Source organism: Burkholderia sp. Bp8991, assembly GCF_003853795.1.
Lineage (GTDB): Bacteria > Pseudomonadota > Gammaproteobacteria > Burkholderiales > Burkholderiaceae > Burkholderia.
The window spans coordinates 15,322-28,429 of record NZ_QTQJ01000017.1; the positions used below are offsets into that span (position 1 = coordinate 15,322).

Annotated in this window: 6 protein-coding genes; 4 read left to right on the forward strand and 2 right to left on the reverse strand. The window is 67.3% G+C overall.

Annotation, left to right across the window (positions count from 1 at the left end):
- Positions 1 to 5: 5 nt before the first annotated feature.
- Both DIE02_RS19940 and DIE02_RS19945 read right to left on the reverse strand, forming a co-directional pair.
- Entirely contained in the window at positions 6 to 1,655 is a 1,650-nt protein-coding gene (locus DIE02_RS19940) for a multicopper oxidase domain-containing protein (protein WP_124521885.1), read from the reverse strand.
- A 66-nt stretch (positions 1,656 to 1,721) separates the two neighbouring features.
- A complete protein-coding gene (locus DIE02_RS19945) occupies positions 1,722 to 3,305 on the reverse strand; it encodes a multicopper oxidase family protein (RefSeq protein ID WP_124521887.1) in 1,584 nt (527 codons plus the stop codon).
- 730 nt (positions 3,306 to 4,035) lie between these two features.
- On the opposite strand from DIE02_RS19945, the gene DIE02_RS19950 reads away from it, so the two are divergent.
- The 4 genes from DIE02_RS19950 to DIE02_RS19965 all read left to right on the forward strand — a co-directional run bounded on the left by DIE02_RS19950 (position 4,036) and on the right by DIE02_RS19965 (position 13,049).
- Positions 4,036 to 4,860, forward strand: a complete 825-nt coding sequence (locus DIE02_RS19950; RefSeq protein ID WP_124487387.1) for an IclR family transcriptional regulator — start codon at positions 4,036 to 4,038, stop codon at positions 4,858 to 4,860.
- 273 nt (positions 4,861 to 5,133) lie between these two features.
- Complete coding sequence (locus DIE02_RS19955) at positions 5,134 to 6,501, forward strand: MdtA/MuxA family multidrug efflux RND transporter periplasmic adaptor subunit (RefSeq protein ID WP_124487388.1); 1,368 nt, start codon at positions 5,134 to 5,136, stop codon at positions 6,499 to 6,501.
- A 15-nt stretch (positions 6,502 to 6,516) separates the two neighbouring features.
- On the forward strand, positions 6,517 to 9,636 hold the full coding sequence (locus DIE02_RS19960) for an MdtB/MuxB family multidrug efflux RND transporter permease subunit (RefSeq protein WP_044848932.1): 3,120 nt from the start codon (positions 6,517 to 6,519) through the stop codon (positions 9,634 to 9,636).
- Between the two features lie 104 nt (positions 9,637 to 9,740).
- Complete coding sequence (locus DIE02_RS19965) at positions 9,741 to 13,049, forward strand: efflux RND transporter permease subunit (protein WP_124487389.1); 3,309 nt, start codon at positions 9,741 to 9,743, stop codon at positions 13,047 to 13,049.
- The last annotated feature ends 59 nt before the right edge of the window (positions 13,050 to 13,108 follow it).

Genomic DNA, 13,108 nt, shown 5'->3' on the forward strand with positions numbered 1-13,108 from the left:
CACCCCTAATTGGATTCGTCGATCGGAAATACCGGAGGATCAACGAGCATCATCATCATCATTCCGCCGGGGAAGATGTTGTTCGTCGTGATCTCGCGCTCGTTATGCGAGTGCCACATGAACGCGAAGCCTGCTTCCGTCGCCGGCGGGTTCAAGATCGTGTTGCTCGGCGGCGAGGTGCCCGTCGGCGCCGTCGCACGCACGGTCGCGTCCGGTCCGAGATACGGACTGCCGCCATACCAGAAGCCGTTCGTCAGGATGTTCGAGTCCGGCAACGTGACCGGCCCGCCGCTGCCGACCTTGCCGAACGGCGCCTTCTCGAGCGCCTTGCCGTGGTCCTGGCACCACTCGTAGTAATTCGGCGCGTCGCGGGGGGCCGGCGGATTCGATGCCGTCGTGTAGTAGCCGTTCGCGTCCGGCACGCAGACTGAGCCGTCGCCCGCGTAGTGCGCGTAGACGTCCCAGTTCAGGCCCTTGCCGGTCCAGTAGAAAATCCCGTCGATCGTGGCGCCGGGCGTCGTGGTGGTCGTGAACAGCAGCGGGCCGGCCGGCAGCCGCGGATTCGCCGGGTGGTTCGGGTCGGCCGGGCTCAGCAACAGGTTGCCGTCGCGCGCCAGCACGCGCACGTGATTGCCGTGCTCGTGGAACGGATGCTGCCAGCGGCCGGTACCGATGATCCGCAGCAGCACCAGTTCGCCCGGATGCATGTGCGGGTTGCCGTTATACGGCTGGTGCGGGTACTGCGGCGCGTAGTTCGGATCCATGTCGTCCGGCATCGAGCGGCCGTTGACCATGAAATACGCCGGGTGATAAGGCTCGGTCTCGACGGTCATGCAGCCGGTCGGCTTGGTGCACGACGTATTCGCGGCGACCTGCTGCTCAGCCTGCTGATGGATGCGCGGATCCATTTCGGAGAACTGAAAAAGATACTCACGATCGTAGCAGGCGGCGCTGTTGTCGTATGCCGCCACAGCGTTGCGGAAATCGTGCTGGCCGAACGGCCTGCCCGAATCCGGCAGCGCCATGCAGCCCGCCGTGTTGACCGCCGTATTCGGCAGCACGATGATCGCGCCGTACAGCCCCATCTCGATCTGCAGATCGCCCTGCGTGCCGCTGTAGTACGTATGCGTGCCCGGCGTCGCCGCGACGAACGAGTAGGTGACCGTCGCGCCGTGCTGCGCTTCCTGCGCCAGCAGCCCGGCAACGCCGGAGGTGCCGCTGCAGGTCTTGCCGTCCGGGCTCAGGGTGCCCGTGCACACGACGAAGCCGGGAAACAGCATCGACGTGTTGCCGGCCGCCGCCGGCAGGTTGTTGGTGAGCGTCACGGTGATGATGTCGCCCTGCCTGACGATCAGCGTCGGACCGGGAATCTGCATCGTCGGACAGGTCGCGCCCGTAATCGTCGACGGCGAGAAGACGAGCGGCGTCGCACTGGTCGCTGCGCAGCCGTAGCCCCACGAATAAACGCTCGTGCCATCGGGCTGGGTGATGCGCGCCTCCTGGGCAGTGAGGTTGAATACCTTGCCGGTGATGCCCGGCGCCGCAGCTTGCGCGTGCATCGACAGCAACGCGGCGAGCGTCGCGATGCCGACACGGGCGAGCCGTCCAAGGCGGGCGAGCGTCGCGGTCCACGCATGGTGAGTGATGTGTCCCACGGCTTTTCTCCTCAGTGCAGGACTTCCCGGCCGGGCCTGCCCGACGACTCGGGCAGGCCCCGGTCATCAAAGAGTGCAATGCTTCGTGACCGGATCCACCGCACGGCAGATGTGAACCTCGGTCATCAGGCCGCCGAAGTTCTCCTGATCGTTCGACAGGTGATCGAGGTTCGGCGTGTACAGGTAGAAGATCTGGCCCGAGTGGTATTTCGTCTTGTCGCTGGCGTCGAGAATCAGGTCGAGCGATTCGCCGCCGCCAAGCGTGATCGAGTTCGTGTCGTAGGCCAGGTTGTTGCCGGCCATGTCGCGCAGCAGGCGGGCATTGATCGCGACCACGTGCATCGGGATGCCGAGCGACGCCAGCGTCTGGTATTCGGTGACATCGAGATCCGAGATCCGCAACAGCGCCCGGCCGCCCGCCGGAATGTTGATCAGCGTCGACAGCGGTTGCGACGGATGCATCGTGCTGTCCGACGCGGGTGTCGACATCGCCCCTTCGGTCACCGTGTCCGGATAGCTGCGGCCGTTCAGCAGGAAGAACTTGTCCTTCATGTCGGTGAACGGCTCCGGATTGAACGTCATGCCGACGAAGTGGAAGTTCGGATCGAAGCCGTGGATCTGGATCGGATACTCGACGTCGTACGCGGTCGAGCCGTCGCCGTCGTTGTACGCGTAGAGCGACAGCGTTTCCGGCGTGGTCGCCGGAATGTTGGCGTTGGCCGCGCGCACGAGGCCGTTGTTCTGCTTCGGCAGCGGCGTCGAGCACAGAATGTCGTTGCCGCAGCGCGTGCGCAGGTCCGACTGCTGCGTGACCAGCGCCTGGTACAGCGACAGGCCTTTCGGCACCCGGTCCTGGCGCGGCCGCACGTAGATCTGGCCGACCATGCCCATCTGCAGGTGCTCCGGCGGCGTGATGTGGCAGTGCCAGAAATAGGTGCCCGCATCCGGCGCGAGATAGTAGTACGTGAAGCTCGCGCCGATGTTGATCGCGACCGACGCGTCCGGTACGCCGTCATAGAACGACGACGCGTTCGGATAACCGTGGAAGTGCACCGTGTGCCGCTCGAACAGGTCCGGGCGCATGATCATCCCGACGTTCGTGAGCGTGAGGAAGAACTCGTCGTCCTCGTCGATTGCCATCATCGGCGCCGGCTGGTTGCCGTTCATCACGCCGATGTCCATGATCGGCCGCGGATCGACGTGGCCGGTCAGCGCGCCGCCTGCATCCGGATCGGGCGCGAGGCCGACCGCGCCGTTGTAGGTCGGGTCCGTCCTGGGATCGCCGACGGTGTTGAACACCGACGCGAGCTCCGTGCCGGGCAGCCCGGCCTTGATGTCCGCGAGCCCGGACAGCGGGCCGAACGCGAACAGGTAGGTCTGCACGCCGTTGGCCATCGTGGCGTAGCCGTCCCCGCCCGAAATCTGCTGGCACTTGATCGCGCCGTTCACGGCGCCGGTCGACGTGGAATTCTGGCCGGTATAGGTCGGCTTCGTGTACGCGGGTTCGCCGACCCCGGGCGCCAGCGCGGTCGGGTGGGACGGCGTGGTCGACGGGCACTGGACGCGAAACGACTGGGCAAACGATGGAATAGCGCACATCAGGAGCAACAGTGCCGCCACACTGCTGCAACACGCGCGGGTACTGAACATATGACCTCCATCCAAGGGGTCCGCCAGCGACACGCGCTGGACGTCATGCTCTGCTGCAGACGCGGGCCGCGAAGCTTTCACGGCCCGTACCGGCATTCTGCGGACGCGCGCGCAAGGCCGGGATGGGTCACCCTCCTACTTTTGCATAGGGGGTCCCCGGCGAACGGGAAGCATCGTTTGCCGCACGATCGGCGCACACGGCGAGGGCATGCCGGCGGCGCGGCCGGCCGATGATCGAAATGACGGAAACGAAGGTCCGGCGCCGAACGACGCGGCGATCCGGGGGGAGGATGGCTGGCGACGCGGTAGACTTCGCTGTGGCGAAACCGCGGCGTTCAGGCCCTGAGGGCGGGCTTGCCGGCCTGCAACGGGAAACGACGGGCAAAAAAAAGCGCCACGGAGACCGTGGCGCTAAAAAAGTTCTAGCCATTCCGAGGGCCGTGCTAGAACCTGAGAGACTGCGCGAAACACCGTTGCCGGTTAAACTCCTGAAACGATGTTTCGAAAACGTGAGACATTCTTTCCGTTTCCGCCCGACAAGTCAAGCGGTATTTGCACCGGTTTGTTCACTTTCCGGCAATGCTCATTTGAGCACTTTCCTAATAAACCAAGGGTGAACCCGTAAAATCGCATCGAATGAACGATTCACCCATGGAACATGCATCTTTTGACAATCATCCTACAATACCAACAAAATGAAATCGAGTTTCGGAAATAGAGAGAATCCCTCGTGTCGACATCTGTAACGCCTCCCGCGCCCCGAGACCGCGAATCGTCGCCGGACGAGATCACCGCGCTCGCGCGCGGCCTCGCCGTGCTGCGCCGCATCGCGGCCGCCGACGCCCCGGTCAGCAACCGCGAGCTGACCGAATTGACGGGCATCCCGAAGCCGACCGTGTCGCGCATCACGGCGACGCTCGTCAGCGCCGGCTTCCTGTTCCAGCTGCCCGACAGCGAGCGCTTCGTGCTGACTGCGTCGGTGCTGGAGCTGAGCCACGGCTTCCTGCGCAACTTCGACATCCGCGCACGCTCGCGGCCGTTCATGATCGAACTCGCCGAGCGCACGTCGCTGTCGGTGCACCTCGCGGTGCGCGACCGGCTCGACATGGTCGCGATCGACGTGATCCGGCCGCGCTCGGCCGTGCTCGTCACGCGCCTCGAGATCGGCTCGCGGATGGACATCGCGCGCACCGCGGTCGGCCGAGCGTATCTCGCGGCGCTGGAGGACGACGAGCGCCGCACGCTGCTCGACGCGCTGCGCGCGACGGCCGGCGACGACTGGCCGCACGTATCGGCGCGCCTGACCCCCGGCCTCGAGGACGCGATGCGCGCCGGCCACGCGATCGCGATCGGCGAATGGCGCGAAGGGCTGAATGCGGTCGCGGCCGGGTTCGTCGGCCCGTCGGGCCAGCGCTATTCGGTGAACTGCGGCGGCGCATCGAGTCAGTGCCCGCCCGAATGGCTGCAGGAACACGTGGTGCCCGCGCTGCACGAGTGCATCGCGAAAATCACCCGCGAGATCGGCGGCGCGCCGGCCCGGCGCAGCGCCGTGTAATCGATCCGTCATCGCCCCGTCGCGTTCTGTAACGACCGTAACCCGTTGAAAGATAGACGACTGGACTGTAACGGGGACGGGACGTAGGATCATGCCCATCGTCGCGCCGCATTCGCGGCGCGCACCGCTCTTTTCTTTTTCCGCGCAGACCGGAAGGGCCCGGACCGAGCCGGCCTTCCGGCACCGCATGCCCCTGCGCCGCCCAGGCCCGTTTTCCAGCCCGGTTTCGAGCCCGTTTCCCGGCCTGCCGAGCCGTCTTCCTGACAGAACCCGATGGACAATCAACAAAAGCCCACGCCCCCTTCGAAGGATCCCGCCTCCCCCGCCGCGCGCCGACCGCGCCGCACGCTGGTGATCGGGACGCTCGCGGTCGTCGTCATCGGCGGCCTGCTGTGGTGGCACCCGTGGAACCGCACGCAGGCCGACGCGCAGGCGGCGGCCAGCGCGGCCTCCGGCGCGAGCGCAGGCGGCGGCCATCGCGGCCGCGGCGGCCCCGCCGCGATGGCGAACGTTCCGCAACCGGTATCGGTCGCGACCGCGACGCAGGGCGAGATGCCGATCGTGCTGTCCGCGCTCGGCACCGTGACGCCGCTCGCGAGCGTTACGGTCAAGACGCAGCTGTCGGGCTACCTGCAGTCGGTCGCGTTCCAGGAAGGCCAGATCGTCAGGAAGGGCGACCTGCTCGCGCAGATCGACCCGCGCCCGTACCAGGTCGCGCTCGAGAACGCCGAAGGCACGCACGCGCGCGACTCGGCACTGCTCGCGACGGCCCGCCTCGACCTGAAGCGCTACCAGACGCTGCTGTCGCAGGATTCGATCGCGTCGCAGACGGTCGACACCCAGGCATCGCTCGTCAAGCAATATGAAGGAACGGTGAAGACCGACCAGGCGGCGATCGATTCCGCGAAGCTGAACCTCGCGTACGCGCGCATCACGGCGCCGGTGTCGGGCCGCGTCGGCCTGCGCCAGGTCGACCCCGGCAACTACGTGACGCCGGGCGACACGAACGGGATCGTCGTGATCACGCAGCTGCAGCCGATGAGCGTGATCTTCACGACTTCGGAAGACAACCTGCCGCAGATCGTCAAGCAGGTGAACGCGGGCCGGAAACTGTCGGTCACCGCGTACAACCGCAACAACACGGTACCGCTCGAGACGGGTTCGCTCGCCACGCTCGACAACCAGATCGACACCAGCACCGGCACGGTCAAGCTGCGTGCGACCTTCGATAACAAGGAAGGGCTGCTGTTCCCGAATCAGTTCGTGAACGCGCGGCTGCTGGTCGACGTGATGCGCGATGCGACGATCGTGCCGACGGCCGCCGTGCTGACGGGCTCGATCGGCCAGTTCGTGTACATCGTGAAGCCCGACAACACGGTGACGGTGCGCAAGGTCACGATCGGCCCGGTCGACGGCGAGCGCACGAGCATCGTCAGCGGCGTCGCGCTCGGCGAGCGCGTGGTCACCGACGGCTCCGACCGGCTGCGCGAAGGCGCGAAGATCACGATCCCGGCCGACAAGCCGAAAGGCGCGTCGGGCGCGCACGGCGCCGGCGCGGCGTCCGGCGCATCGGGCGCGGCCGCCCGCCGCGGCGGACACAAGCACGGCGCGTCGCAGGCAGCGGCCCCCGCGGCCCAGTAACGCGCGGGCCGCTCGATGAATCCCTCCCGCCTCTTCATTCTCCGGCCGGTCGGCACCGCCCTCCTGATGGCGGCGATCATGCTGGCCGGTCTCGTCGCGCTGCGCTTCCTGCCGCTCGCCGCCCTGCCCGAGGTCGACTACCCGACGATCCAGGTCCAGACCTTCTATCCGGGCGCGAGCCCGGAGGTGATGACGTCGGCGGTCACCGCGCCGCTGGAGCGGCAGTTCGGCCAGATGCCGTCGCTGAACCAGATGTCGTCGCAAAGCTCGGCCGGCGCGTCGGTGATCACGCTGCAGTTCTCGCTCGACCTGCCGCTCGACATCGCCGAACAGGAAGTGCAGGCCGCGATCAACGCGGCCGGCAACCTGCTGCCGTCCGACCTCCCTGCCCCGCCGATCTACGCGAAGGTCAACCCGGCCGACGCGCCGGTGCTGACCCTCGCGATCACGTCGAAGACCCTGCCGCTCACCCAGGTGCAGGACCTGACCGACACGCGTCTCGCGATGAAGATCTCGCAGATCGCGGGCGTCGGCCTCGTCAGCCTGTCGGGCGGCAACCGGCCGGCCGTGCGGATCCAGGCGAACCCGACCGCGCTCGCGCAGTACGGGATGAACCTCGACGACCTGCGCACGACGATCTCGAACCTGAACGTGAACACGCCGAAGGGCAACTTCGACGGCCCGACGCGCGCGTACACGATCAACGCGAACGACCAGCTCACCAGCGCCGATCAATACAACGACGCGGTCGTCGCCTACAAGAGCGGCCGCCCGGTGATGCTGACCGACGTCGCGAAGATCGTCGCCGGCTCCGAGAACACCAAGCTCGGCGCGTGGGTCAATGCGGAGCCCGCGATCATCCTGAACGTGCAGCGCCAGCCGGGCGCGAACGTGATCGCGACCGTCGACGCGATCAAGGCGCAGCTGCCGAAGCTGCAGGAGACGCTGCCCGCCGCGCTCGACGTGCAGATCGTCACCGACCGCACGACGATGATCCGCGCCGCCGTGCGCGACGTGCAGTTCGAGCTGCTGCTCGCGGTCGCGCTGGTCGTGCTGGTGATGTACCTGTTCCTCGCGAACGTCTACGCGACCATCATCCCGAGCCTGTCGGTGCCGCTGTCGCTGATCGGCACGCTCGCGGTGATGTACATGGCCGGCTTCTCGCTGAACAACCTGTCGCTGATGGCGCTCACCATCGCGACCGGCTTCGTCGTCGACGACGCGATCGTGATGATCGAGAACATCGCGCGCTACGTCGAGGAAGGCGACACGGGCCTCGAGGCCGCGCTGAAGGGCTCGAGACAGATCGGCTTCACGATCATCTCGCTGACGGTGTCGCTGATCGCGGTGCTGATCCCGCTGCTGTTCATGGGCGACGTGGTCGGGCGCCTGTTCCACGAGTTCGCGATCACGCTCGCGGTGACGATCGTGATCTCGGCGATCGTGTCGCTCACGCTCGTGCCGATGATGTGCGCGAAGCTGCTGCGCCATTCGCCGCCGCCGGAGAGCCACCGCTTCGAGGCGCGCGTGCACCGCGCGATCGACTGGGTGATCGCACGCTACGGGGTCGCGCTCGAATGGGTGCTGAACCGCCAGCGCTCGACGCTCGTCGTCGCGGTGCTGACGCTCGTGCTGACCGGCCTGCTCTACGTGTTCATACCGAAGGGCTTCTTCCCCGCGCAAGACACCGGCGTGATCCAGGCGATCACGCAGGCGCCGCAGTCGATCTCGTACGGCGCGATGGCCGAACGCCAGCAGGCGCTCGCGGCCGAGATCCTGAAGGATCCGAACGTCGCGAGCCTCACGTCGTTCATCGGTGTCGACGGCAGCAACATCACGCTGAACAGCGGCCGGATGCTGATCAACCTGAAGGCGCGCGACGCCCGCTCCGAATCGTCCGCGCAGATCATCCGCGACCTGCAGCAGCGCGTCGCGAACGTGACCGGCATCTCGCTGTTCATGCAGTCGGTGCAGGACCTGACGATCGACTCGACCGTGAGCCCGACGCAGTACCAGTTCATGCTGACGAGCCCGAACCCGGACGAGTTCGCGACCTGGGTGCCGAAGCTCGTCACGCGGCTGCAGAAGGAGCCGTCGCTCGCCGACGTCGCGACCGACCTGCAGAGCAACGGCCAGTCGGTCTACATCGAGATCGACCGCGCGAGCGCCGCGCGCTTCGGCATCACGCCGGCGACCGTCGACAACGCGCTGTACGACGCGTTCGGCCAGCGCATCGTGTCGACCATCTTCACGCAGTCGAACCAGTATCGCGTGATTCTCGAGTCGGAGCCGAAGGAGCAGCATTACGCCGAATCGCTGAGCGACATCTACCTGCCGTCCGCGGGCGGCGGCCAGGTGCCGCTGTCGTCGATCGCGTCGTTCCACGAGCGGCCGTCGCCGCTGCTCGTCGCGCACCTGTCGCAGTTCCCGTCGACGACGATCTCGTTCAACCTCGCGCCGGGCGCGTCGCTCGGCGAGGCCGTGAAGGCGATCGGCGCCGCCGAGCAGGACATCGGCCTGCCCGGCTCGTTCCAGACGCGCTTCCAGGGCGCCGCGCTCGCGTTCCAGGCGTCGCTGTCGAACCAGCTGTTCCTGATCCTCGCGGCGGTCGTCACGATGTACATCGTGCTCGGCGTGCTGTACGAGAGCTACATCCACCCGATCACGATCCTGTCGACGCTGCCGTCGGCCGGCGTCGGCGCGCTGCTTGCGCTGATGATCACCGGGCACGACCTCGACATCATCGGGATCATCGGGATCGTGCTGCTGATCGGCATCGTGAAGAAGAACGCGATCATGATGATCGACTTCGCGCTCGAAGCCGAGCGGGTCGAAGGCAAGCCGCCGCGCGAGGCGATCTACCAGGCGTGCCTGCTGCGCTTCCGGCCGATCCTGATGACGACGCTCGCCGCGCTGCTCGGCGCGGTGCCGCTGATCGTCGGCGCGGGTGCGGGCTCCGAGCTGCGCCAGCCGCTCGGGATCGCGATCGCGGGCGGCCTGATCGTGTCGCAGGTGCTGACGCTGTTCACGACGCCGGTGATCTACCTCGGCTTCGACAGCCTCGCACGCCGCGTGCGCGGCTGGTTCGAGCGGCACGGCCCCGGCGCCGATGCCGGCAAGCACACGGGTGCGTAAATGAACCGCCCCCCACGCTCACTTCGTTCGCGTGGGGGGGCGCAGCCCCCCCATCTCCCGAAAACGCATCCGTCGGAACACGCGGCCGCCCAGCGAGTGCCAACATGAACCTGTCGCGCCCCTTCATCACCCGCCCCGTCGCGACGACGCTGCTCGCGCTCGGCGTCGCGCTCGCGGGCCTGTTCGCGTTCATCAGGCTGCCGGTGTCGCCGCTGCCGCAGGTCGACTTCCCGACCATCTCGGTGCAGGCGTCGCTGCCCGGCGCGAGCCCCGAGACGGTCGCGACCAGCGTGACGAGCCCGCTCGAGCGGCACCTCGGCTCGATCGCCGACGTCAGCGAAATGACGTCGACCAGTACCGTCGGCAACGCGCGGATCACCCTGCAGTTCGGGCTGAACCGCGACATCGACGGCGCCGCGCGCGACGTGCAGGCCGCGATCAACGCGGCGCGCGCCGACCTGCCCGCGTCGCTCAGGAGCAACCCGACGTATCGCAAGGTCAACCCGGCCGACTCGCCGATCATGATCGTGTCGCTCACGTCGGAAACGTCGTCGCCCGCGAAACTGTACGACGCCGCATCGACGGTACTGCAGCAGTCGCTGTCGCAGATCGACGGGATCGGCCAGGTGTCGGTGAGCGGCTCCGCGAACCCGGCCGTGCGCGTCGAGCTCGAGCCGCACGCGCTGTTCCACTACGGGATCGGCCTCGAGGACGTGCGGGCCGCGCTCGCGTCCGCGAACGCGAACAGCCCGAAGGGCGCGATCGAGTTCGGCCCGAAGCACTACCAGCTCTATACGAACGACCAGGCGTCGCAGGCGTCGCAGTACAGCGACCTCGTCGTCGCTTACCGCAAAGGCGCGGCCGTGCGGCTGTCCGACCTGTCCGAGGTCGTGGACGGCGTCGAGGACCTGCGCAACCTCGGTTTGTCGAACGGCAAGCGCGCGGTGCTCGTGATCCTCTACCGCTCGCCCGGCGCGAACATCATCGAGACGATCGACCGCGTGCGCGCGGCGCTGCCGCAGCTCACCGCGTCGCTGCCGGCCGACATCACGGTCACGCCGGTGCTCGACCGTTCGACGACGATCCGTGCGTCGCTGAAGGACACCGAGCACACGCTGCTGATCGCGGTCAGCCTGGTCGTGATGGTCGTGTTCCTGTTCCTGCGCAACTGGCGCGCGACGCTGATCCCGAGCGTCGCGGTGCCGATCTCGATCATCGGCACGTTCGGCGCGATGTACCTGCTCGGCTTCTCGATCGACAACCTGTCGCTGATGGCGCTGATCGTCGCGACCGGCTTCGTCGTCGACGATGCGATCGTCGTGCTCGAGAACATCACGCGCCACATCGAGAACGGCAAGCCGAGGTTGCAGGCTGCGTTCGACGGCGCGCGCGAGGTCGGCTTCACGGTGCTGTCGATGAGCATCTCGCTCGTCGCGGTGTTCCTGCCGATCCTGCTGATGGGCGGCATCGTCGGGCGGCTGTTCCGCGAGTTCGCGCTGACGCTGTCGCTCGCGATCGGCGTGTCGCTCGCGGTGTCGCTCACCGTCACGCCGATGATGTGCGCGCGGCTGCTGCGCGAATCTCACGAGGTGCAGGAGGAAGGCCGCCTCGGCCGCTTCCTCGAGCGCTTCTTCACGCGGATGCAGCTCGGCTACGAGCGCTCGCTGTCGTGGGCGCTGCGCCGCCCGCTGCTGGTGCTGCTGATCCTGTTCGCGACGGTCGGGCTGAACGTCTACCTGTACATCATCGTGCCGAAGGGCTTCTTCCCGCAGCAGGACACCGGGCTGATGATCGGCGGCATCCAGGCCGACCAGTCGACCTCGTTCCAGGCGATGAAGCTGAAGTTCGCCGAGATGATGCGGATCGTGCAGGCGAACCCGAACGTGAAGAGCGTCGCGGGCTTCACCGGCGGCACCCAGACCAACTCGGGCTTCATGTTCGTGACGCTGAAGGACCGCACCGAGCGCAAGCTGTCGGCCGACCAGGTGATCCAGCAGCTGCGCAGGCCGCTGTCGGACGTCGCGGGCGCGCGCACGTTCCTGCAGGCCGCGCAGGACATCCGCGTCGGCGGCCGGCAAAGCAGCGCGCAGTACCAGTTCACGCTGCTCGGCGATTCGAGCGCCGAGCTGTACAAGTGGGCGCCGCTCCTGACCGAGGCGCTGCAAAAGCGCGCCGAGCTGACCGACGTGAACTCCGACCAGCAGCAAGGCGGCCTCGAGGCGATGGTGACGATCGACCGCGCGAGCGCCGCGCGGCTCGGCATCAAGCCCGCGCAGATCGACAACACGCTGTACGACGCGTTCGGCCAGCGCCAGGTCTCGACGATCTACAACCCGCTGAACCAGTACCACGTCGTGATGGAGGTCGCGCCGAAATACTGGCAGAGCCCGGAGATGCTGAACCAGGTGTGGATCAGCACGTCGGGCGGCAGCGCGAACGGCTCGCAGACCACCAACGCGGCGGCCGGCACCTTCGTCGCGACCTCGGCCGGCACGTCGAGCGCCGGCACGGCCGCGACGAGCGCCGCGGCGATCGCGTCCGATTCCGCGCGCAACCAGGCGCTGAACTCGATCGCGTCGAGCGGCAAGTCGAGCGCGTCGTCGGGCGCGGCGGTGTCGACGTCGAAGTCGACGATGATTCCGCTGTCCGCGATCGCGACCTTCGGCCCGAGCACGACGCCGCTGTCGGTCAACCACCAGGGGCTGTTCGTCGCGACGACGATCTCGTTCAACCTGCCGCCGGGCGTGTCGCTGTCGCAGGCGACCCAGGTGATCTACCAGACGATGGCGCAGATCGGCGTGCCGCCGACGATCGTCGGCAGCTTCCAGGGCACCGCGCAGGCGTTCCAGCAGTCGCTGAACAACCAGCCGATCCTGATTCTCGCGGCGCTGCTGGCCGTCTACATCGTGCTCGGGATCCTGTACGAGAGCTACATCCACCCGATCACGATCCTGTCGACGCTGCCGTCGGCCGGCGTCGGCGCCCTCCTCGCGCTGCTGCTGTTCAAGACCGAGTTCAGCATCATCGCGCTGATCGGCGTGATCCTGCTGATCGGTATCGTGAAGAAGAACGCGATCATGATGGTCGACTTCGCGATCGACCAGACGCGCAACGGCAACAAATCGTCGTTCGATGCGATCCACGAGGCGTGCCTGCTGCGCTTCCGGCCGATCATGATGACCACGATGGCGGCACTCCTCGGCGCGCTGCCGCTCGCGTTCGGCCACGGCGACGGCGCCGAGCTGCGCGCGCCGCTCGGGATCGCGATCGCCGGCGGCCTGATCATGTCGCAGGTGCTGACGCTCTATACGACGCCGGTCGTCTATCTGTACATGGACCGGTTCCGCGTGTGGGGCGAAAAGCGCCGCAACCGCCGCGGCAATTCGGGCGGACCGGCGGTGGCCGGGGAGTAACGGCACGCGGCCGCTTCGAGAATCGCGAGCCTGCGCGCAAGCGCGGGCTCGCGATAGCG

What these genes read in the sequence shown, in the direction of transcription:
- DIE02_RS19945 (WP_124521887.1), bottom strand. Translation starts at nt 3,305, where the DNA reads ATGTTCAGTACCCGCGCGTGTTGCAGCAGTGTGGCGGCACTGTTGCTC.
- DIE02_RS19955 (WP_124487388.1), top strand. Translation starts at nt 5,134, where the DNA reads ATGGACAATCAACAAAAGCCCACGCCCCCTTCGAAGGATCCCGCCTCC.
- DIE02_RS19960 (WP_044848932.1), top strand. Translation starts at nt 6,517, where the DNA reads ATGAATCCCTCCCGCCTCTTCATTCTCCGGCCGGTCGGCACCGCCCTC.
- DIE02_RS19965 (WP_124487389.1), top strand. Translation starts at nt 9,741, where the DNA reads ATGAACCTGTCGCGCCCCTTCATCACCCGCCCCGTCGCGACGACGCTG.